The organism is Sphingobium sp. AP49 (assembly GCF_000281715.2).
Taxonomy (GTDB): Bacteria; Pseudomonadota; Alphaproteobacteria; order Sphingomonadales; family Sphingomonadaceae; genus Sphingobium.
In genome coordinates this window covers 3518976-3540008 of sequence record NZ_CP124576.1, presented here as the reverse complement: position 1 = coordinate 3540008, position 21033 = coordinate 3518976, and the positions used below count along the sequence as shown (strand labels likewise).

The following is a 21033-nucleotide window of genomic DNA, read 5'->3' as shown; positions in this document are numbered from 1 at the left end:
GACGAATGATTCCGGATTTGCGATGTAAGGAGTCTGAACGGAGGAACTGCGCTCAGTTGCGGTTCAGCGGCAGGGCGGCAATAGCGGGCAGATGATGGATGGACTGATGGATCGAAGGGCGTTGCTGCGGGGCGCAGGCGCGCTCGCGGCGGGATGGGCAATGCCGGCGCTGGCGGCGGGCTTTGCCTCGCGGCGGATCATGGTGACGGTGCGCGGCAGCGGCCGGGACGTATTGTTGATCCCTGGCCTCGCCAGTGGTCCGGGCATCTGGAACGGCGTGACCGGCCAAGTACCGGGCTATCGCTGGCATCTGGTGCAGGTGCGCGGCTTTGCGGGGCTGGCGGCTGACGCCAATGGCAGCGGGCCGGTGGTGCAGCCGGTGGCGGACGAGATTGCCCGCTATATCGCTGCGGCCGGGCTGAAGCGGCCGGCGGTGGTCGGGCACAGCATGGGCGGCACGCTGGCGATGATGCAGGGGGTCAAGGGCGTGGCGGGCCGGGTGATGGTGGTCGACATGCTGCCGGCGGGCGCGGCGATGGTCGGCGGCACCGCCAATGGCATGGGCTATCTTGCCGACCAGCTGAGCCAATATTTCACCGGCACTGCGGCCGGGCGCCGCTATCTGGCGCAAATCGTCGCGCAGGCACCGGGGGCGGAAGGCAGCAATCCGGAGGTGATCGCCACCGCATTGCGCGATCTGGCCAATACCGATCTTGGTCCCCAGCTCGCCCGGATCGGGGTGCCGATGTCGGTGGTCTATGCCGTTGGTGCCGACCAGGCCCAGTCGGTCGAAATTACCCGGCGTTTCCGTGCCGCCTATGCGGCGAAGAAGGACGCAAAGCTGTTGCCGATCGGACCGAGCGGCCATGTCGTGATGACCGACCAGCCGACCCGCTTCAATGCGGCGCTGGGCAATTTCCTCAAGGGGCTTTGATCTGGATCAAAGCGCCGGTCGATGCCGGCGCTAGGGTGGTCGGCGAGACGACGCCTAGGCGTTTGCTCCTCCTCCCTTCAAAGGCGCGGCTGGCCAAAGCCGCGCCTCTTTTTTGGCTCAGGGCGCCAGCACCGTGTCGATGGCATCGGCCAGCGTTTCGGGATAGTCGAGCGTGTAGTGGAGGCCGCGGCTTTCCTTGCGATGGAGGGCCGAGCGGACCACTAGCCGGGCGACTTCCAGCAGGTTGCGCAGTTCGATCAGATCCGGCGTGACGCGGAAATTGCCGTAATATTCATCGACTTCCTTCGACAGCAGGTCGATGCGATGCTGGGCGCGCTCCAGCCGCTTGGTGGTGCGGACGATGCCGACATAGTCCCACATGAAGCGGCGGATTTCCTTCCAGTTATGCTGGACGATGACTTCCTCGTCGCCATTGGTGACGCGGCTTTCGTCCCAGGGCCGGATCGGCGGCGGGGTGGGCAGATCGTCCCAGTTCGTCCGGATATGCTTCGCCGCCGCCTCGCCGAAGACGAAACATTCGAGCAGCGAGTTGGAGGCCAGGCGATTGGCGCCGTGCAGGCCGCTTTCGGTCACTTCGCCGGCGGCATAGAGGCCGGGCAGATCGGTGCGGCCGTCCAGGTCGATGATGACGCCGCCGCAGGTATAATGCTGCGCCGGGACGACGGGGATCGGTTCCTTCGTGATGTCGATGTCGAGATCGAGCAGCCGGGCATAGATGGTCGGGAAATGCTGCTTCACGAACTCGGGCGGCTTATGGCTGATGTCGAGATGGACATAGTCGAGGCCGAGCCGCTTGATCTCATGGTCGATGGCCCGCGCCACCACGTCGCGCGGCGCCAGTTCGGCGCGGGAATCGAAGCGGGGCATGAAGCGCTCGCCGCCGCCCGGCGCGCCGGGGGGGAGCTTCAAATGCCCGCCTTCGCCGCGCACGGCCTCGGTAATCAGGAAATTCTTGACCTCCAGATTGTAGAGGCAGGTCGGGTGGAATTGGTTCATCTCCATGTTCGACACGCGACAGCCCGCGCGCCAGGCCATGGCGATGCCGTCGCCCGTCGCGCCGCGCGGCGCCGTGGAGAAGAGATAGGTACGGCCCGCGCCGCCGGTGCAGAGGATGGTTGCGCGGCCGAGGATCGCGTCGACATGGCCGGTCAGCTTGTTGAAGGCATAGACACCCCAGACATGGCCGTCGCCGGAATAGCGCTCGCCATGGCGCGATGTGATGAGATCGACCGCGACCATATCCTCCATCAGGGTGATGTTGGGATTGGCGCGTGCGGCCTTGAGCAGCGCGACCTGCACCGCATGGCCGGTGGCATCGTCGACATGGACGATGCGGCGGTGGCTGTGGCCGCCCTCGCGGGTCAAGTGCCAGCGTTCGCCGAACTTCTCGCCACCGTTGAAGGGAACGCCCAGTTCGGCAAGGCGATCGATCGCGGCAGGCGCTTCGGACACCACGAACTCGACCGTGTCCTGATCGTTGAGGCCCGCGCCCGCGACCATCGTGTCATGGACATGCGCCGCAAAACTGTCACCCGCGTCGAGTACCGCAGCAATGCCGCCCTGCGCCCAGTTGGTCGAACCGCCATCGAGCGCGCCCTTGGCGAGTACCACCACCTTGCGGTCCTGCGCGAGGTTGATGGCTGCTGTCAGCCCGGCGGCGCCGGAACCGATGATGACGACGTCATAGGTGATGGTGGGCATTTCTAGACCTTGTCCCCTCCGGTGGCGGGTTGGGCAATCAAAGCGCAATCAGCCATCGGCCAGTGCAATATGCGCACAGGCCGAATATCGCATGTGGAAGTCGGGGCCATAGCGGCTTCCTGCCCGGTAGGACAGAGGATGTTGGCGGGGCCGCAAAATGTTGGCGTTGCGCAATCGACATGGTGGTTAGCCGGATTTTTACCCAATGCTTCCATGTCAGCTCCATGGCACGGGGGCGAGAGATGATGGTGGCTGTCCGGGGTGGGAATGGGCGTTTCCAGCAGGCGGCATTCTGGGCGGCGGTCATGGCGACCGTTGGGCTTTTGCTGGTGCTCGTCGGTCGCCCGATACCGATCATCATCTGGGATGAGGGGCGGATCATCATCAGCGCCATGGAGATGCGCCATAGCGGGATCGGCCTGGTCACGACCTATGATTTCGTGCCCGACCTCTGGAATACCAAGCCGCCCATGCTGGTCTGGCTGATGACGGGCAGCATGGCCATGTTCGGGCCGACGGAATTTGCACTTCGCTTGCCGTCGCTCATGGCTGCGCTCGGCACGCTGCTGCTGGTCATGCTTTTTCTGCGCCGGATCACCTCTTCGGTGGCGATCGCTGCCTTTGGCGGCATGGCGTTGGCGACCAGCGTCGGCTTCTTTGGCGAGCATGGGGCGCGAACGGCTGATTTCGACGCGCTGCTCTGCTTTTTTACCACCGCGTATCTGCTGCTGCTGTTCTTCGCCGTACATCGGTCGCCGCCGCCGCGCGGCTGGCTGCTGCTGGCCGGGGTGATGGCGGCAGGCGCGCTGATGACCAAGGGGTTGGCGGGCGGGATACCGGGCGCTGGCCTGCTGCTCTATCTGGTCCTGGTCCGCCGCTGGCACCGGCTGTTCGAGACGCCCCGCTATTGGGTCGCGGCGTTGCTGGCGGGGCTGCCGATGCTGCTGTTCCTGTTCCTGCGAGAAGCGGCGGCGCCGGGGTTTCTGCATGCGATGCTCTTCAATGATGTCAGCGGCCGCTTCAACAATCCGGCATCGATCAACAATAGCGGTCCGCCCTGGTATTATCTGGATACGACCTTTGCCAGGGGCCTGTTCAGCCTGGGGACGCTGACCCTGCTGGCGCCCCTGGCCCTGCCGTTCGCCCGGGGGCGGGTGCGGCTGGCGCTGTTGTTTGCCCTGTGCATTGCCGTGGGGCAGCTGGCGGTGGTCACGATGAGCGGCACGAAGCTGGCCCATTATTATCTGTCGGCCTATCCGTTCCTGGCCATCGCCGCCGCGCTGGCGGTGCATGCGCTGTTCCTTTGGATGACGCGATCGGTGAGGGCGGGACGATTGGCGCCGCGCAGCCTGTGGATCGCGCGGCTGGTGCCGGTGGCGCTGCTTGCCCTGGGCGCCATGCAGGCGATCGATGCGTGCGAGCGGGTGCTGGCGCCGCGCGAACATTATCCACGGACGCGATATGGGGCGCTGCTGGACGCGCTGTCCGGGGTGCGGGCGCCGGTACTGCTGATCGAACCGGGGATCAATATACCGGACGATCCCCATTATGCGCCCGAGTTGCGCTTCTATGCGATGGTCGCCCGGCAGCAGGGACGCAGTGTCGCGCATGTCGGCAAGATGGATGGCATTGCGAGCGCCGCGCCGGACACGATCCTGGCCAGCTGCGATCCGTCGATAGTGCCGCTGCTGCAGCGGCAGGGCGCCGACATCATCCTGGAGCGGGATGGCTGCCTCGCGCGATGGAACGGCGGTCAGGCTTCGCTCACGCAGCCGCCGTCAGGTTGAGGAAGACATCCTCCAGGTCGGGGTCACGGGTCACGACGTCGACGATGGCGAGGCCGCCGGCCTGCACCGCGCTCAGCACCTGGCCGGCATTGGCGCGGTTCTTCATATAGGTGATGGTGAGGGTGCGTTCGTCGGTCAGTTCGACCTTCTCGAAGCTGGGATCGCTGGGCGGGGCGGTGATGTCGCGGTCGACGGTGACCTGCACCACCTTTTCCTGCGCCATCGCGATCAGTTCGCGGGTCGGCTTGTCGGTGATGACCCGGCCATGGTTGATGATGCCGATGCGGTCGCACAGCTCCTCGGCCTCTTCGAGATAATGGGTGGTGAGGACGATCGTCACCCCCATGGCGTTCAATTCCTTCACATAGGCCCAGAGCTGCTGGCGCAATTGTACGTCGACGCCGGCGGTGGGTTCGTCCAGCACCAGGATCGGCGGCGAATGAACCATCGCCTTGGCCACCAGCAGCCGGCGCTTCATGCCGCCCGACAGGGTGCGGGCATAGGCATTGGCCTTGTCCTCCAGATGGACCGCGCGCAGCAACTCCATCGAGCGGCGCCTGTCCTTGGGCACGCCATAATAGCCGGCCTGGTTCTCCAGCGTCTCGAAGGGCGTGAAGAAGGGATCGAAGACGATCTCCTGCGGCACGATGCCGATGCTGTTCTTCGCATTGCGCGGATTGGCGTCGATGTCGAAGCCCCAGATGCTGGCCGATCCGCTGGTCTTGTTGACGAGGCCCGCGAGGATGTTGATCGTGGTCGACTTGCCCGCGCCATTGGGGCCGAGCAGGCCATAGATCTGGCCGCGCGGGATGGAGAGGTTGATCCCGTCGAGCGCGCGCTTGCCGCCCTTATAGACCTTGGTCAGGTCGCGGATCTCGATGGCGGCTTGCGCAGGCTGGTCGGTCATGGCTGATCTCTATGGGGATCGAAGCGGGGGAAGGGAAGGGGCGTTCCCCGATTGGCGACCCTGATTCACCTTTCAGGCCGTTTCGACCTGAAAGGATCAAGGTCTTGAACGACGCGACAGTTGAAAGTTCACACCGTTCTGCGTCGCGATTTCCGGGCGATTTTGGCGGAAGCGCGCCTGTGACGCGCCGGTGACGCGACATGCAAGCGACACGGAGGCGACTGGGACGCCACACCGAAGCGACAGCGACGCGACAGTCAGGCGACAGGGACGCGACATTTATCGGCCGATCGGCCCCCTGTGCGGGCGGATCGGCGCGAGCGGATCGGCCCGGCGGGCGGCGTGGAGCGCCAGTGCACTGGTCCAGCTTCGGTCGAAGCCGGTGCCGGCCAGCCGATCGCGCAGCCGGTGCGCGCTGGAGCGGGACATGCCGACCAGTTGCGCGGCATGGCTGACATTGCCGGTTTCGAGCAGCGCGGCGAGGAAGCGGCGCTGACGATCGGGTGTCCATTGGCGGCGCGGGGTACGGGGCCGGGCTGGCGCGGCGGGCGGATTGGGGAGGGGCTGTTCCATCCGACAGGATAGATCAGGAAAAATGCGTGTAGGACAGGAGCGCGGTGCGGATAGGGACGGCTTTTTGCGATCCGGACGCCGTTTGACGGCGCGCGCAACCGGGCAGGGATCTGGTTCCAGCGTCCTCGGTCGGGCCACCCTTGCGGGCAAGGTGGTAGCGGATTTGAGCCGTGCATCTTTGCTGCGCCCAAACCGGCCATCGCCATCATGGTGGCTCGCCCCTCTGAGCGGCGGACCAGGAGCAGGGGGTTTCCCGCAATAACCACCGGAATCTCCCCGATGGTAAAATCCGGTCCGCCCTGCACTAATGCGGCAGATTTTTCAGTCTGCGGGGCCGGGCCATCCGTTCGAGCAGGGATATGGGCAGCATCCAGACCGGCCGCTTGTGAAACCAGATCGGAGACCGACATGACGCTTGTGCAGGCCATGAAATTGCTCGTGCTGCTGAGCGTGATGCTCACGGTCTTCTCCCTTGCGTTGCGCGCGCGCGCCGGGGACTTTCTGTATCTGTTTCGTGAATGGCGCCTCGGCCTGCGGGCGATGGTCGCGATGTTCATCCTGGTGCCCGCCGCTGCGATCCTGATGGCGAATATCTTCGACCTCAAGGGGGCGGTGAAGATCGCGCTCGTCGCGCTGGCCTTTTCGCCCGTTCCGCCGCTGCTCCCCCGCAAGCAGGTCAAGGCGGGCGGAGATGCTGCGTATATTACCGGCCTGCTGGTGGCTGCGGCGCTGGCATCATTGATATTGGCACCGATCGGCCTGTCCCTGACCGGTGCGATCTACGGCGTGGAGACACAGGTGTCGCGCAGCGGCATGGCAGTCACGCTGGGGCTAACCATTGCCCTGCCGCTGCTGCTGGGCGTGCTTGGCCAGCGGGTGCTGGGGGAGGGGCGGGCCGCGGCGGTTGCTGGGCCATTGAGCAAGGTCGCAAACATCCTGTTCGCGATCGGTGTGCTGGCCCTGCTGGTCGCGCTGGCCCCGGCGATCGGCAAATTGCTTGGCGACGGGACGCTGGTTGCGCTGGTCGTGATGAGTCTGGTCGGCCTGGGCGCGGGTTGGTGTCTGGCCGGCGACAGCCGCGACAACAGGATCGTGCTCGCGCTGGCCTCGGCCGCCCGCCACCCCGGCGTCGCCATCGGCATAGCGACCACCAGTTTTGCGGAAGCGAAGCTGGCCCCGGCGGCGATTATCCTGGCGGCGGCGATCAACACCCTGGTCGCGATCCCGTTTCTGAAGTGGCTGCACAAGCACGAGTCCTAGGCAGCGCAGCCGCATTCACGCGCTATCGAGTGGCCGAAATGGGTGGGGAGCGGACTGTCAGGTTTTGGCGTCTGCTGGCCAAAAGCGGTTGAGCCGCATAGCTTGGGTAACTGCCCCAAAAGTTGCAAATGAAAGCAGCATTGCTCCCGATACGAATTGTCCTATGCCAAGAAAGCCAAGGACGAGAGAAGCAAGCAATCCGTAAACAGCGACCGCAGAAAGACGCCAATCTAGCCCTTTCATGAATAGTCCATATTTTAGGGCCTGCCTGTTCGACCCAAACCCTAAATCCTTGGTCGATCTCATCCCCTTACCGAACATCCAGCGCACAATGAAAAGCTGGGCGATGAGAAACATCGCTCCCGCAGCTATGTAGAGCGGTATGCTATGTTCCAATCCTAATGGCACTGAGGCAAGCGCCACAGAAATACAGATTGCCCCGATAACTGCGATCCTGCTCGCGATTTTTTCGACAACACGGCCAAAAGCGGAGGAGGAATGCTCTGTCATTCCTCGCTTTTATCCAACGCGCGAATGTCCGCAATCGGGAATCACTCCGGTTATTCTGAATGACGGACTTTGGTCGATGGAAGAAGGGCGGCTTTCCCTTCCCAGGAGCGGCCAGACGGTTATGGGACGGCCTGACACCGGTCGGTCTGATGAACGGCGATCAAAGGGGGATCGTCCCACGCGCGACGTCAATGCCGACAGCTTCTCGGCTGGCGATAACGTCGGGTCCCAAGATGTGCGCGGGCGCCATATCGCGCGCCCCGCCTTCCAGCGGTTGCGCCTTGGACTGAAGGGGACGCCAACCATCCAGAGCGGAACGGGTGCTAGAACTGGTCGGCGATGTCCATCAGGCCGAGCAGCTTGCGCGGCGCGATCTGGCGCCAGCTGGCGTGCAGCCGCTCGCCGATATGGTCCCAGTCGGTATCGCCCAGGTCAAGGCGGATGCCGACCCAGTCATTGCCGAAATAGGCGGGGCGGTAATAGCGGTCCGGGTCGGCCTCGATCAGGGTGGCCTGTTCTTCCGGCGCGGTGGTTTTCACCAGCACGGCGATGATGCCGTCGCCATGATGGTCGCGGGTGAAATAGGCGAATTTCTTGCCCTTGACGATGCCGAAGCAGGGCATGCCGTGCGACACGATCTCGTCCGCCTGCGGCAGCGCCAGCGCGGCTTCGCGCACCTTGTTCAGCAGCCAGTCGGGATGGCGCTCGCGGGTGACGAAATCGGCGAGCGTGCGCGAATAGAGCTGATGTTCGGCGATCAGGATACGGGCGGCGAGGCTGTCGGCGGTGTCGCCGGGCAGGATCGCCACCGGGGTCTGGCCCAGCACCGGGCCATCGTCCAGTTCGGCCGTGACGATATGGACCGAGCAGCCGGCATGGCTGTCGCCCGCATCGATCGCGCGCTGGTGGGTGTCGAGGCCCTTATATTTGGGCAGCAGGCTGGGATGGATGTTGAGCATCCGGTCTTCCCAGCCGGACACGAATTCGGGCGAGAGCAGGCGCATATAGCCGGCGAGCGCGACATATTGGACGCCGGCCTGGCGCAACTGCGCGTCGATGACCGCGTCGAACTCCGCGCGCTTCAGCCCCTTGTGGCTCTGACCGAAGGTGGCGATGCCCTCGGCCGCGGCGAGCGCCAGGCCGGGGGCATCGGGATCGTTGGCGGCGACCAGCACGATTTCATAGGGGCAGTCGTCAGCCTTGGCCGCATAGAGCAGAGCCGCCATGTTCGAGCCACGGCCGGAAATCAGGACGCCGATCTTTGCTTTGGTCATTTCAAAACTCCGTTCGTCCTGAGTAGCCGCTGAGCTTGTCGAAGCGGCGTATCGAAGGATGTTCGCGCTTGGGCGGGATGCTTCGATACGGGCCTTCGACTTCACCATGTGTGAAGTTTACCCTGAGCGCCTGCTGCAAGCAGGCAGTCGAAGGGCTCAGTCCCTACTCAGCACGAACGGTTCTTTTTGTCAGCCCAGATGCGTGGCCGACCAGTCGGCCTTGGCGCTCCAGGTGCCGGCGCTGCCCTTGACGGTGCAGCCCTTGTCGCCTTCGCTGACGGTGCCGACGCGCAGCACGGTTTCGCCCGCATCGGTCAGCGCCTGGGTGACGCCGGCGATGTGTGCCTCGTCCACGGCCAGGATCATGCCGATACCACAGTTGAAGGTCCGCGCCATTTCCTGCGGCTCGATATGGCCCTGGGCCTGGAGGAAGGCCATCAGGCGCGGCTGTTCCCAGGCGTCGGCATCGACCGTGGCATGGGTGCCGTCGGGCAGGACGCGCGGGATATTTTCCAGCAGGCCGCCGCCGGTGATATGTGCGAGCGCATTGATCATGCCGGCGCGGACCAGCGGCAGCAGGCTCTTCACGTAGATCTTCGTCGGCGCCATCAGCGCGTCGATCAGCAGCACTTCATTGTCGAAGATCGCCGGACGATCGAGCTTCCAGCCCTTGTCGGCGGCGAGACGACGGACCAGCGAGAAGCCGTTGGAATGGACGCCCGAGGAGCCAAGGCCGATGAGGACGTCGCCGGCCTTCACCTTGTTGCCGGTCAAGACCTTGGAGCGCTCCACCGCGCCGACGCAGAAACCGGCCAGGTCATAGTCGCCGTCGCTGTACATGCCGGGCATTTCGGCGGTTTCGCCACCGATCAGCGCGCAGCCGGCCTGGCGACACCCATCGGCGATGCCGGCGATGACGCGCTCGGCGACGCCCGACTCCAGCTTGCCGGTGGCATAATAGTCGAGGAAGAAGAGCGGCTCGGCGCCCTGCACGATCAGGTCGTTGGCGCACATCGCGACCAGGTCGATGCCGACGCCGTCATGGCGGTCATGGTCGATCGCGAGCTTGAGCTTGGTGCCCACGCCGTCATTGGCCGCGACCAGCAACGGGTCGTCATAGCCCGCCGCCTTGAGGTCGAAGAAGCCGCCGAAGCCGCCCAGTTCGGCGTCCGCGCCGGGGCGACGGGTGGCCTTGGCCAGGGGGGCGATGGCACGGACAAGGGCGTTGCCCGCGGCGATGTCGACGCCGGCCTTGGCGTAGCTGTAGGATTCGTTCTCGCTCATGGGCCAGCGCCCTAGAACAATAGCGCCGAAAACGGAAGGCTGGATGGGTTGGCGCTTGGCATGCGGGGCTAAACTCGCCAAAAGGACGCCCGTGATCCTTGCCAAGACTCTTCGTCGCCTGTCGCTTCCGCCAGTGCTTGCCCTCCACGCCCTGTCCCGCCCGGCGCAGATCGCCGGCGCGGTGGGAATCGGCCTTCTCGGCGCCGCCCTGTTCGCCCAGATGGAGGGCGAACGCGGTGTCCCGCCGATCGCCAGTGGCGGCGATTTCGAGGTGCGCGGGGTCAAGGTCGACGTCCAGGCCGGCAGTGCCGACGCCGCGCGCTATGCCGGCTGGCGGATGGCGCAGCGCCAGGCCTGGCGGATGTTGTGGAGCCGGACCCATGGCGGTGCGGGTGCGCCCGCCCTGTCCGATTCGCAACTGGAAGCGATGATTTCCGGCATCGAGGTCGAATATGAGCAGGCCGGGCCGAAGCGCTATGTCGCGACGCTGGGCATATTGTTCGACCGCGCGCGGACCGGGCAGTTGCTGGGCGTTTCCGGCAATGTGATGCGGTCGCCGCCGCTGCTGCTGATCCCGGTGATGTGGGACGGCGGATCGGCGGTATCCTATGAGCGGATCAATGAATGGCAGAAGGCCTGGGCGCGATACCGCACCGGCGACAGCGCGATCGACTATGTCCGCGTCGCAGGCTCCGTCGCCGACCCGATCCTGCTCAATGCCGGGCAGACCGGGCGGCGCGGGCGGTTGTGGTGGCGGGTGCTGCTGGACCAATATGGCGCCGCCGACGTCATCGTCCCGATCGTGCGGCTGGACCGGCAATGGCCCGGTGGCCCGGTCACGGCCAATTTCACCGCCCGCTATGGCCCGGACAACAGCCTGATCGGCAGTTTCGCGCTGCGCGCGTCGAACGACAGCGGCATTCCCCAGATGCTGGACGAGGGCGCCCGCCGGATCGACGAGCTTTATATTCGCGCGCTCAATGACGGCCGTCTGCGTCCAGATCCGTCGCTGGTAATCGAGGAACCGGTCGATCCCAATGCGCTGGCGATCGAGAATGCGATCGAAGCGCCGGTCGAGGCGGTCGATGTGCCGCTGCCGACCGCGGGCAGTGTCGCCAGCTTCGCGATCCAGTTCGACACGCCCGACGTCGGGTCGGTCAGCGCTGGCGAATCGGCGGTACGTGGCATTCCGGGCGTGCGGTCGGCGTCGACCAGCAGCCTGGCGCTGGGCGGGACATCGGTCATGCAGGTCAGTTTCGAGGGGGCGGCCGATGCGCTGCGTACCGGGTTGCAGGCGCGCGGCTATAATGTGGCGGTATCAGGCAACACGATGCGCATCACGCGCCGACAGGCGCCCGCAGGACAACCATGAGCCAGATCAGCCTGCCCTTTGAACGGCGGGGCCGGGGCGAGGACTTCCTGGTGAGCGCGGCCAATCAGTTGGCCGTCGCCCATCTGGAACGCTGGCGGGACTGGCCCTTGTCGGTGAGCGTGCTGACCGGGCCGCCGCTGTCCGGCCGATCGACCCTGGGCCGTCAATTCGTCGCGATGAGCGGCGGCAGCGTGATCGACGATGCGCAGGGCCAGGACGAGCATATGCTGTTTCATGCCTGGAACGAGGCGCAGACCGAGCAGCGCCCGTTGCTGATGATCGGCCGGACGCCGCCGATCCAGTGGACGGTGGCGCTGCCCGACCTGCGATCGCGCCTGGCCGCCGCGCCGCATGTGGCGATCGAGGAGCCCGATCCGGCGCTGGCGCGCGCGCTGATCGAACGGCTGCTGGCGGCGTCCGGTGCCAATTATGCGACCGATGTACCCGACTGGCTGATGCGCCGGGTCGAGCCCAATTATGGCGCGATCGTCGGGGTGACACGGTTGCTGGACGAGGCGGCCTTGTCATCGGGTCGTAAGATTTCCGTCGCACTGGCGAAAGAAGTCCTGCAATCGGCCGGCTTTTTGCCTATAGTCCCGATTGATCCTTCCCCTGAGCAGCGTGAGTGACCCTTGGCCGAAGCTGATCCGACCGCCAGCATGACGCTGCCCAGCGACCGCTATTTCAATCGGGAGCAGTCCTGGCTGGCCTTCAACCAGCGGGTGCTCGAAGAGGCGATGAACCGCGCGCATCCCTTGCTGGAGCGGCTGCGCTTCCTGTCGATATCAGGCGCCAATCTGGACGAGTTTTTTTCCGTCCGGGTAGCTGGCCTCAAGGGGCAGCAACTGCAGGAGCTGGACATGCGGTCCGCCGACGGGCTGACGCCGATGCAGCAGTTGAGCGCGATCACCGACACCACTGCCAGCCTGATGCAGGCGCAGCAGAAGGTGTGGGGCGCGCTGCACGGTGAACTGGCGCAGGTCGGGATCGAGGTGATCGGCCCGTCCAGCCCGCTGGGCGACGATTGCGAAACATGGCTACGCGATCATTTCCTGACCCAGATCTTTCCGATCCTGACGCCCCAGGCGCTCGATCCGGCGCATCCCTTTCCCTTCATCCCCAACCAGGGCCTGTCGATCGTCTTCGACCTGGAACGCCTGTCGGACAAGCAGCCGATCCGCGAACTGGTGATGATCCCGTCCTCTCTCGCCCGGTTCGTCCGTCTGCCCGGCGATCCGGCGCGTTACATGGCGCTGGAGGCAGTGATCCGCCGGTTTTCGGGCGATCTGTTTCCCGGCTATCGCGTCCGCAACAGCGGCGTGTTCCGCATCATCCGCGATAGCGACATCGAGATCGAGGAAGAGGCGGAGGATCTGGTCCGCTATTTCCGCAGCGCGATCAAGCGCCGCCGGCGCGGCCGCGTCATCCGCATGGAGATAGAGGAGCGCATCCCCGAGCCGGTCGAGGAGATGCTGCAGGACATGCTGCAGGGGCATGAGGCGATCATCGTCGAGGTCGAGGGGTTCGTCGGCATCGGCGACCTGAGCGGCATCGTCGACGAGGACCGGCCGGACCTGAAGTTCGAGCCCTATGCCGCGCGCTTCCCGGATCGTATCCGCGAATATGGCGGCGACTGTTTCGCCGCGATCCGGGCCAAGGACATCGTCGTCCACCATCCCTATGAGGCGTTCGACGTCGTCATCGCCTTCCTGAAGCAAGCGGCGTCCGACCCGGACGTGGTCGCGATCAAGCAGACCCTCTATCGTGCCGGCAAGCAGTCGGCGATCATCCGCGCGCTGATCGACGCGGCCGAAGCCGGCAAGTCGGTGACCGCCGTGGTCGAACTGAAGGCGCGGTTCGACGAGGAGCAGAACCTCATGTGGGCCGATGCGCTGGAACGCGCCGGCGTGCAGGTCGTCTATGGCTTCATCGACTGGAAGACCCATGCCAAGGTGTCGATGGTCGTGCGGCGCGAAGGGGACGCGGTGCGCACCTACTGCCATTTCGGTACCGGCAATTATCATCCGATCACCGCGCGTATCTACACCGACCTCAGCTTCTTCACCGCCGATCCGGCCTATGGCCGCGATGCCGCTGCGCTGTTCAACTATATCACCGGCTATGTCGAGCCGCGCCAGTTGGAGAAGCTGGTGATGAGCCCGCGCGACCTGCGCAACCGTTTGTGCGAACTGATCGATGCGGAGATCGATCATGTCCGTGCCGGCCGTCCGGGCACCATCTGGGCCAAGATGAACAGCCTGGTCGACCCGGCGATCATCGAGAAGCTCTATGCCGCCAGCAATGCCGGGGTGCAGATCGACCTGATCGTGCGCGGCATATGCTGCCTGCGCCCCGGGGTACCGGGCATGTCGGAACATATAAGGGTGAAGTCGGTCGTGGGCCGGTTCCTGGAGCATAGCCGCATCACCGTGTTCGGCAATGGCAAGGCGCTGCCCAACAATGGCGCGAAGGTGTTCATCAGTTCGGCCGACTGGATGCCGCGCAATTTCGACCGCCGGGTCGAGTTCCTGCTGCCGGTCGAAAATCCGACCGTGCATGACCAGATTCTGGACCAGGTGATGGTCGCCAACCTGATCGACACCGAACAGAGCTGGTCGCTCGACAGCGAAGGCCACTATAGCCGGCTGGAGCCGGGCGACCGGCCATTCAACCTGCACCGCTATTTCATGACCAATCCGTCGCTGTCGGGACGGGGGGCAGCGCAGGAGCATGGCGCGGTTCCGACGCTGCGCCTGCGTGGCCGGGTCTGATCGCGATATGAACTCGATGCTCAGCCGCGTGCGCGCCATGGCCGAAACCATGGCGACATCGCCCGAACCCGCCACTGCACGATCGGCGATCATCGACATCGGGTCCAACAGCGTGCGTCTGGTGGTCTATGACGGGCCGCGGCGCATCCCGTTCATCCTCTTCAACGAGAAGGTGATGGCCGGCCTTGGCGCGTCGCTGGCCAAGACCGGTGCAATCGAGCCGGAAGCCATGGAGCGCGGGCTGCGTGCGGTCGGCCGCTTTGCCCATTTGTGCCAGGAAATGCGGGTCAAGGATGTGCGCTGCGTCGCCACGGCGGCCGTGCGCGATGCAACCAATGGCAGCGCGTTCATCGCCCGGACCGAGGCGATGGGCCTGAGCGTCGAACTGCTGTCCGGCGCGCAGGAGGCGATCGGCGCGGCCATGGGCGTGCTGTCGGGCATTCCCGATGCAGATGGCATCGTCGGCGATCTGGGTGGCGGCAGCCTGGAACTGGCGCGGGTGCGTAACGGCACGGTAGAGCAGACCATATCCCTGCCGCTGGGCGTGCTGCGCCTGCCCCAGATCCGGGCCAAGGGACCGCGCGAGCTGGAGCGGCAGGTCCGCAAGATGCTGGAGAAGGCGGGCTGGCGGGCCGAGCCGAACCTGCCCTTCTACCTGGTCGGCGGATCGTGGCGCTCGCTGGCCCGATTCGATATGCAGCTGACCCATTTTCCCCTGCCGGTCGTCCATCAATATGAGATGAGCGCGGCACGGGCCGAGCAACTGACCCGCATCGTTTCCCATGTCGACAAGGCCCGGTTGAAGCAGATTCCGGCGATGACGGGCTCCCGCGTGCCGACATTGCCCGATGCCGCCGCGCTGCTGTCGGTGGTGGTGCGCCAGCTCAGGTCCACACGCCTTGTCGTTTCGGCCTATGGCCTGCGCGAGGGGTTGCTGTACGAGGACCTGCCCGAGGATATTCGCGCCCATGACCCCCTGCTGGTCGCAGCGGAGGCCGAAGGCGAGGCCCAGGCGCGCTTTCGCGGTCATGGCGACCGGATCGATCGCTGGATCGCGCCGCTCTTCCCCGATGATGGTTCGGCGGCTCGCCGCATTCGTCGGGCGGCCTGTCTGCTGGCCGATGTTGGTTGGCGCGCCAATCCCGACTTTCGTGCGGAACGCGGGGTCGAGATCGCGTTGCACAGCAATTGGGTAGGGATCACCGCGACCGAACGGGCGATGCTGGGGCAGGCGCTGCATACCCATTTTGGTGGGGGCATGGACGCGCCGCCGGGGTTGGACCGGATCGCGGATCCGGGCACGCTGCGTCGGGCCACGCTCTGGGGCCTTGCCATTCGCCTGGCCCAGCGCCTGTCCGGTGGGGTGGAAGGGCCGCTGGCCGTGTCACGGCTGGAACGCAGCGGCGATCGGATCGACCTGTATCTGCGCGATGAGGATGCCGACCTGTATGGCGAGGCGGTCGAGCGCCGGCTGCGTAACCTGGCCCAGGCCATGGGCGTGAAATATCAGCTGCGGAGCGTCGCGGAATAGGCAGGGCCTTGGGGTTCGGGCCGTCCGAAGACGGCCCGATTTACGGTCAACTGCGGACGTCTGATTCGGTGACCGGCGAAATCTTGATTTCGACGCGGCGGTTGGCGGCCTTGCCTTCTTCGGTCGCGTTGGAGGCGATCGGCTGAGTCTCACCGAAACCACGCGTCGCAATACGCGCCGACTGGACGCCGTGGCTGCTCAGATAGTTGGCGACCGACTGGGCGCGGCGTTCCGACAAGGTCTGGTTATAGGCGTCGGCGCCATCGCTGTCGGTATGGCCATACACATCGATATAGGTCTTGGGATATTGCGCCAGGACCGAGGCGACATCGTCCAGCGTAGGACGGAATTGCGGCTGGACGCTGGCGTCGTTGAAGGCGAAGGTGATGCCCGATGGCATGCGCAGCAGCAGGTCGTCGCCTTGGCGAATCACGTCGACGCCGCTGCCCGCCGTTTCCTGGCGCAGCTTGCGTTCCTGTTCGTCCATATAGGAACCGATGCCGGCACCCGCGATCGCGCCGATGCCGGCGCCCAGGATCTTTTCGGTGCGATCATGCCGGCCGCCGACCAGATCGCCCAGCAGATAGCCGCCCAGCGCGCCGCCGATGCCGCCGATGGCTGCCTTCGACATGCGCTTCTGTCCGGTTTCCGGATCGGTCGTGCAGGCGGTGGTGGCCAGCATCGCGGCGAGGCCGGCCGCGACCATGATCCGCTGAGAAATCCGCATCATTTTATTCCCTTGTCTATGGCATCCGTCATGGATGGATGCCTCCCTAATAACCCAGTCCGGCTATTGTTCCACAAGTGAACTGAACTGTAGATGATGCGATGGTTGTGAAAACGAAAGAATAAAGGTTATAGGGGAGGAGACCACCATGGCCACGATCCCCCCTCCCGCTTCGACGCCCTTCCCCTGGGTAGACCTCATCATCATCCTGGCGCTGGTCGCGCTGAACGGCGTCTTCGCGATGTCGGAGCTGGCCATCGTGTCCGCGCGCAAGCCACGGCTGCAGGCGATGGAGAAGGCGGGCAAGCGGGGCGCGAAGTCGGCGCTGGCGCTGGCGGCGGACCCGGGCAAATTCCTGTCCACGGTGCAGATCGGCATCACCCTGATCGGCATCATTTCGGGCGCCTATTCGGGCGCCAGCCTGGGCGGGCCGACCGGCGAGCGGCTGCAGGCGCTGGGCCTGGCGCCCAATATGGCGGAAAATATGGGCTTTGCCCTGGTCATCGGCCTCACCACCTATGCCTCTCTGATCATCGGCGAACTGGTGCCCAAGCAGTTCGCGCTGCGCCAGCCCGAGCCGATTGCCGCGCTGGTGGCGACACCGATGCTATGGCTGGCGAAGCTGACCGCGCCGGTCGTCTGGGTGCTCGACAAGTCGAGCAGCCTGATCTTCCGGTTGCTGGGCCTCGATCGCGAATCCGAACATCATGTGACCGTCGAGGAACTGCACCTGATCGTGGCCGAGGCGAGCCGGTCGGGCGTGATCGAGGAAAGCGAGCGGGCGATCATCTCCGGCGTGGTGCGGCTGGCCGACCGGCCGGTGCGCGAGGTGATGACCCAGCGCATGGATGTCGACTGGATCGACATCAACGCCGATGAAGCGACGATCCGCCTGCGCCTGCTGGAAACGCCGCATACCCGCCTGCCGGTGGGGCGCGGGTCGGTGGAGGACATTATTGGCATCGTCCAGGCGCGCGACATCATGACCGCGTTATTCCGGGGCGAGGCGCTGCATGTCGAGACGCTGCTGCGGAAGGCGGAGGTCGTGCCCGACCAGGTTGACGCGATGGATGCGCTGGAAGTGCTGCGCAAGTCCGACGTGCCGATGGTGATGGTGCATGACGAATATGGGCATTTCGAGGGGATCGTGACCCCGGCCGACCTGCTGTCCGCCATTGCCGGCCATTTCGCGTCCGACCGCGACGTCTATGACGAACCCGATGTGGTCGAGCGCGAGGATGGCAGCCTGCTGGTGTCGGGCCAGATGCCGATCGACCAGCTGGCCGAGAAGATCGGCATCGACCTGTCCGAAGACCGCGATTATGCAACGGTCGCGGGCCATGTGCTGTGGCTGCTCAAGCGCCTGCCCGAAGTCGGCGACTATGCCGAGAATCAGGGCTGGCGCTTCGAGATTGTCGACATGGACGGACGCAAGATCGACAAGCTGCTGGTCGCGCAACTCTGACCATGGCGGCGTCGGCGCTCGATGCGGTCGATCGCCTGGCACTGCGTCTGCTGGAAGAGAAGGATGGGCTGACCGTTCTGGGCCTGTGCGGGGCGCAGGGCAGTGGCAAGAGCACATTGGCGCAGGGGCTGCTGGCGCGCATGCGCGCGCGGGGCGTGGCGAGCGCGATCCTTTCGATCGACGATCTCTATCTGACGAAGGCCGAGCGGGAGGCGCTCGGCGGGACTGTGCATCCGCTGCTGCGGACGCGGGGCGTGCCGGGGACGCATGATGTCGCGCTGGGGTTGCGGGTTCTGGACGCGCTGGCGGCGGGGCGGGCGGTGCGTTTGCCGCGGTTCGACAAGGCGGTGGATGATCGCTTGCCCGAAAGAGAGTGGCCGGAGGCTGCGGCGGGGCTGCGGTTGCTGATCCTGGAGGGCTGGTGCGTGGGCGCGCGGGCGCAGGCGGCTGGTGAACTGGACGCTCCGGTCAACGCGCTGGAGCGGGATGAGGATGGCGACGGGCGCTGGCGGCGCTTCGTCAATGATGCGCTGGCGGGGGACTATCAGACGCTGTTCGGCCGGATCGATGCGCTGGCGCTGCTGGCGGCGCCGGGGTTCGACGTGGTGCAGGGCTGGCGGACGCAGCAGGAGGCGGAGTTGCGCTCCGCCGGCGGCGGCAGTGCGGTGATGAACGATGCGCAGGTCGCCCGCTTCATCCAGCATTATGAGCGGCTGACGCGGCATATATTGGCGGAAATGCCGGGGCGGGCCGATCTGGTCGTGGCACTGGATGCAAAGCGCGGCGTGACGGCGGTGCGCGGCCGATAGCCGAAGCCACCGGCTGCGCCCTATCCGAAATTTACTGCGCCGCGTTCTCGGCCGGGGCCTCGGTCGCGTTGGCGGCATTGTCGCCGCCTTCGGCCGGGGCGGCATTGTCGGCAGCGGCGGGCGCGGCATCGGCGGCGGGCAGGGGGAGGTTGGACCCCTGGGTGTTGAGCCAGGCGATCAGGTTGGCGCGATCGGCCGGATTGCCAAGGCCCGCAAAGGTCATCTTGGTGCCGGGGGCAAATTCACGCGGACTTTTCAGCCAATGGTCGAGATTGTCGAAGCTCCATTCGCCGCCCTTGCTCTTGAGCGCTTCGGAGAAGGCGAAACCGCCCTTGCCCTGGCCGATCGCCTCGCCGACCGTGGCATAGAGATTGGGGCCGATGCCGTTGGCGCCGCCCTGGTTGACGGTGTGGCAGGCGGCGCATTTCGCGAACACTTTTTCGCCGGCCGCGACATCCGCGCTGGCGAGCAGGGTGTTGAGGCCGGGGCCGCTGTCGCCGCCACCTTCGCCTTCCACCTCGACGCCCTCGATCGCATAGCCCATCTTTTCGGGCCGTTCATCGTGGAAATATTTGGAACTGACGATCGCGCCACCCAGCGCGATGATGCCTGCAAACAACGCCCACCCTGCAACGGTGTTGAATCGATCGCCCATCCGCAGATTTCCCTCGCATCTTTGTTATGGAGGCTGTCGTGCGCTCCCCCACTTAAGCACTTGCCATAATGGGGGATAGGCCGGGGTGCAACCCGCCGTGGCGCTTTTCGAGCGGTGCCGCCCCGCCGATGCTTGCGCGCGATCCCCCAACTGCCTAAGCGCGCAGGCACGCATGGAAAATTATCCCGCCCCCGCTCGCGCGCTGGTCGCCGACATGTCGCAAAAGGCCGCTGCCGATCCGGCGCGCGCCGTCGCCTATCAGGGCGCCCCCGGTGCCAATTCGCACCTGGCCGCGCTTGGCTACGCCCCCGATTGCGTGCCGCTGCCCAGCTTTGCGTTCGAGGATGCGATCGACGCGGTGCGCAACGGCCTTGCCGCCCGGGCGATCATTCCGATCGAGAACAGCCTGCACGGCCGCGTCGCCGACATGCATTTCCTGCTGCCCGAATCCGGGCTGCACATCGTCGACGAATATTTCCTGCGCATCCGCCACTGCCTGATGGCGCCCGACACGGTGCCGGTGAAGAGCGCGATCAGCCATCCGCAGGCGCTGGGCCAGTGCCGCCATTATCTGCGCGAGCGCGGCATCCAGCCGGTCGCCTATGCCGACACCGCCGGCGCCGCCGCGCTGGTGGCGGAGACGCGGGCGCCGGGCGAGGGGGCGATCGCCCCCTATCTGGCCGCCGAAATCTATGGCCTGCGCCTGATCGCCGAGAATATCGAGGATAGCGACGACAATATGACCCGCTTCCTGGTGCTGGCGCGCGAGCCCAAGGCACCGGCGGCGGGCGTCGGCCCGGTCATGACCACCTTCCTGTTCGAGGTGAAGAATATCCCGGCCGCGCTCTACAAGGCGATGGGCGGCTTTGCGACCAATGGCGTCAACATGACCAAGCTGGAAAGCTACCAGCGCGGCGCCAGCTTTGCCGCGACCGAATTCTACTGCGATATCGAAGGGATGCCGGGCGACCCGGCGGTCGACCGCGCGCTCGCCGAGCTGGAATTCCACACCAAATGGGTACGCGTGCTGGGCAGCTACCGCCAGGCCCGCCCCCGCACCTGACCGCCGCGCCCGATCAAGGGCGGTTTCAGGGTCACTCCTGGGTCGCTCCAGGGTCACATCGCGAAGTTCACAGTGTCGTGACGCGACGATATCGGCGTTTTTCGCCGTTTTCGCGCCTGCCCCGCGCCGCCGACGCGTCTGTTGGATCACATCCGGGTCACGGCGACGCGCCATCAGGGTCACGGCCGCGCGCCTGTTGGTTTGCGGGGGTGGGGGCGCATGGGTGCGTGCGCAGGGGTGGGTTGGTTGCTCCACCGTGGAGGATAGATCAGAAATTGTGCGAGTAGGAAAGCTGGTCTTGCCGACATATGGCTATCGCCTACTTTCCGTTACGAAGAAGCGGACGGGCTGATATCGATCACTTTCTATCGCTATCCCCTCTCGGAAAC

At 65.4% G+C, this 21033-nt stretch carries 18 protein-coding genes; 10 read left to right on the top strand and 8 right to left on the bottom strand.

Translation table 11 applies throughout. From position 1 onward, the window contains the following. Nucleotides 1-91: 91 nt before the first annotated feature. Nucleotides 92-934, top strand: coding sequence for an alpha/beta hydrolase (locus PMI04_RS16925; protein WP_037487241.1), 843 nt, complete (start codon nt 92-94; stop codon nt 932-934). A 117-nt stretch (nt 935-1051) separates the two neighbouring features. Here the strand turns inward: PMI04_RS16925 and nadB are convergent, their stop codons facing one another. Next, nucleotides 1052-2656, bottom strand: coding sequence for an L-aspartate oxidase (nadB, locus tag PMI04_RS16920; protein WP_007714157.1), 1605 nt, complete (start codon nt 2654-2656; stop codon nt 1052-1054). A 242-nt stretch (nt 2657-2898) separates the two neighbouring features. On the opposite strand from nadB, the gene PMI04_RS16915 reads away from it, so the two are divergent. Continuing rightward, the gene (locus PMI04_RS16915; protein ID WP_238536000.1) at nt 2899-4443 is read left to right on the top strand and encodes a glycosyltransferase family 39 protein; all 1545 of its coding nucleotides are present in this window, start codon (nt 2899-2901) and stop codon (nt 4441-4443) included. Here PMI04_RS16915 and PMI04_RS16910 read toward each other — a convergent pair. Both PMI04_RS16910 and PMI04_RS16905 read right to left on the bottom strand, forming a co-directional pair. Continuing rightward, on the bottom strand, nt 4421-5350 hold the full coding sequence (locus PMI04_RS16910) for an ABC transporter ATP-binding protein (protein ID WP_007714163.1): 930 nt from the start codon (nt 5348-5350) through the stop codon (nt 4421-4423). The two genes, PMI04_RS16915 and PMI04_RS16910, sit on opposite strands and share 23 nt — an antisense overlap. Before the next feature lie 279 nt (nt 5351-5629). Beyond that, nucleotides 5630-5923, bottom strand: a complete 294-nt coding sequence (locus PMI04_RS16905) for a hypothetical protein (protein WP_007714166.1) — start codon at nt 5921-5923, stop codon at nt 5630-5632. 408 nt (nt 5924-6331) lie between these two features. Here PMI04_RS16905 and PMI04_RS16900 point away from each other — a divergent pair, with 408 nt between their 5' ends. Beyond that, complete coding sequence (locus tag PMI04_RS16900) at nt 6332-7183, top strand: hypothetical protein (protein ID WP_007714169.1); 852 nt, start codon at nt 6332-6334, stop codon at nt 7181-7183. 57 nt (nt 7184-7240) lie between these two features. Here PMI04_RS16900 and PMI04_RS16895 read toward each other — a convergent pair whose 3' ends face one another. The 3 genes from PMI04_RS16895 to purM form a co-directional block, all read right to left on the bottom strand. Next, a complete protein-coding gene (locus PMI04_RS16895) occupies nt 7241-7693 on the bottom strand; it encodes a hypothetical protein (protein ID WP_037487245.1) in 453 nt (150 codons plus the stop codon). A 323-nt stretch (nt 7694-8016) separates the two neighbouring features. Then, nucleotides 8017-8967 (bottom strand): phosphoribosylglycinamide formyltransferase, encoded by a 951-nt coding sequence (gene purN / locus PMI04_RS16890; RefSeq protein WP_007714183.1) that lies wholly within the window; start codon nt 8965-8967, stop codon nt 8017-8019. Between the two features lie 189 nt (nt 8968-9156). Continuing rightward, nucleotides 9157-10251, bottom strand: coding sequence for a phosphoribosylformylglycinamidine cyclo-ligase (gene purM / locus PMI04_RS16885; RefSeq protein WP_007714192.1), 1095 nt, complete (start codon nt 10249-10251; stop codon nt 9157-9159). A 91-nt stretch (nt 10252-10342) separates the two neighbouring features. Between purM and PMI04_RS16880 the strand changes: the two genes are divergently transcribed. The 4 genes from PMI04_RS16880 to PMI04_RS16865 are packed head-to-tail and all read left to right on the top strand — an operon-like array spanning nt 10343 to nt 15925. Further along, nucleotides 10343-11623: a hypothetical protein gene (locus tag PMI04_RS16880; protein WP_007714195.1), complete on the top strand. Its 1281-nt coding sequence runs from the start codon at nt 10343-10345 to the stop codon at nt 11621-11623. Further along, nucleotides 11620-12252, top strand: coding sequence for a hypothetical protein (locus PMI04_RS16875; RefSeq protein WP_007714198.1), 633 nt, complete (start codon nt 11620-11622; stop codon nt 12250-12252). Before PMI04_RS16880 ends, PMI04_RS16875 begins: the two co-directional genes overlap by 4 nt. 3 nt (nt 12253-12255) lie before the next feature. Next, entirely contained in the window at nt 12256-14394 is a 2139-nt protein-coding gene (locus tag PMI04_RS16870) for an RNA degradosome polyphosphate kinase (protein ID WP_007714202.1), read from the top strand. Nucleotides 14395-14401: 7 nt separating this feature from the next. Next, a complete protein-coding gene (locus PMI04_RS16865) occupies nt 14402-15925 on the top strand; it encodes a Ppx/GppA family phosphatase (RefSeq protein WP_037487277.1) in 1524 nt (507 codons plus the stop codon). A 46-nt stretch (nt 15926-15971) separates the two neighbouring features. Here the strand turns inward: PMI04_RS16865 and PMI04_RS16860 are convergent, their stop codons facing one another. Continuing rightward, the gene (locus PMI04_RS16860) at nt 15972-16652 is read right to left on the bottom strand and encodes an OmpA family protein (protein ID WP_007714207.1); all 681 of its coding nucleotides are present in this window, start codon (nt 16650-16652) and stop codon (nt 15972-15974) included. Between the two features lie 148 nt (nt 16653-16800). Here PMI04_RS16860 and PMI04_RS16855 point away from each other — a divergent pair, with 148 nt between their 5' ends. After that, the gene (locus PMI04_RS16855; protein WP_007714210.1) at nt 16801-18117 is read left to right on the top strand and encodes a hemolysin family protein; all 1317 of its coding nucleotides are present in this window, start codon (nt 16801-16803) and stop codon (nt 18115-18117) included. Nucleotides 18118-18119: 2 nt separating this feature from the next. Beyond that, nucleotides 18120-18926: a hypothetical protein gene (locus PMI04_RS16850; RefSeq protein WP_007714214.1), complete on the top strand. Its 807-nt coding sequence runs from the start codon at nt 18120-18122 to the stop codon at nt 18924-18926. A 31-nt stretch (nt 18927-18957) separates the two neighbouring features. On the opposite strand, the gene PMI04_RS16845 is transcribed toward PMI04_RS16850, so the two are convergent. Further along, nucleotides 18958-19581 (bottom strand): cytochrome c family protein, encoded by a 624-nt coding sequence (locus PMI04_RS16845; protein WP_007714217.1) that lies wholly within the window; start codon nt 19579-19581, stop codon nt 18958-18960. A 172-nt stretch (nt 19582-19753) separates the two neighbouring features. Between PMI04_RS16845 and PMI04_RS16840 the strand changes: the two genes are divergently transcribed. After that, nucleotides 19754-20644, top strand: coding sequence for a prephenate dehydratase (locus PMI04_RS16840; protein ID WP_004211109.1), 891 nt, complete (start codon nt 19754-19756; stop codon nt 20642-20644). The last annotated feature ends 389 nt before the right edge of the window (nt 20645-21033 follow it).

Bases quoted from the DNA above. Each gene is read 5' to 3' on its own strand.
- PMI04_RS16925 (WP_037487241.1), top strand. From the start codon at position 92: ATGATGGATGGACTGATGGATCGAAGGGCGTTGCTGCGGGGCGCAGGC.
- nadB (WP_007714157.1), bottom strand. From the start codon at position 2,656: ATGCCCACCATCACCTATGACGTCGTCATCATCGGTTCCGGCGCCGCC.
- PMI04_RS16915 (WP_238536000.1), top strand. From the start codon at position 2,899: ATGATGGTGGCTGTCCGGGGTGGGAATGGGCGTTTCCAGCAGGCGGCA.
- PMI04_RS16910 (WP_007714163.1), bottom strand. From the start codon at position 5,350: ATGACCGACCAGCCTGCGCAAGCCGCCATCGAGATCCGCGACCTGACC.
- PMI04_RS16905 (WP_007714166.1), bottom strand. From the start codon at position 5,923: ATGGAACAGCCCCTCCCCAATCCGCCCGCCGCGCCAGCCCGGCCCCGT.
- PMI04_RS16900 (WP_007714169.1), top strand. From the start codon at position 6,332: ATGACGCTTGTGCAGGCCATGAAATTGCTCGTGCTGCTGAGCGTGATG.
- PMI04_RS16895 (WP_037487245.1), bottom strand. From the start codon at position 7,693: ATGACAGAGCATTCCTCCTCCGCTTTTGGCCGTGTTGTCGAAAAAATC.
- purN (WP_007714183.1), bottom strand. From the start codon at position 8,967: ATGACCAAAGCAAAGATCGGCGTCCTGATTTCCGGCCGTGGCTCGAAC.
- purM (WP_007714192.1), bottom strand. From the start codon at position 10,251: ATGAGCGAGAACGAATCCTACAGCTACGCCAAGGCCGGCGTCGACATC.
- PMI04_RS16875 (WP_007714198.1), top strand. From the start codon at position 11,620: ATGAGCCAGATCAGCCTGCCCTTTGAACGGCGGGGCCGGGGCGAGGAC.
- PMI04_RS16865 (WP_037487277.1), top strand. From the start codon at position 14,402: ATGAACTCGATGCTCAGCCGCGTGCGCGCCATGGCCGAAACCATGGCG.
- PMI04_RS16860 (WP_007714207.1), bottom strand. From the start codon at position 16,652: ATGCGGATTTCTCAGCGGATCATGGTCGCGGCCGGCCTCGCCGCGATG.
- PMI04_RS16855 (WP_007714210.1), top strand. From the start codon at position 16,801: ATGGCCACGATCCCCCCTCCCGCTTCGACGCCCTTCCCCTGGGTAGAC.
- PMI04_RS16850 (WP_007714214.1), top strand. From the start codon at position 18,120: ATGGCGGCGTCGGCGCTCGATGCGGTCGATCGCCTGGCACTGCGTCTG.
- PMI04_RS16845 (WP_007714217.1), bottom strand. From the start codon at position 19,581: ATGGGCGATCGATTCAACACCGTTGCAGGGTGGGCGTTGTTTGCAGGC.
- PMI04_RS16840 (WP_004211109.1), top strand. From the start codon at position 19,754: ATGGAAAATTATCCCGCCCCCGCTCGCGCGCTGGTCGCCGACATGTCG.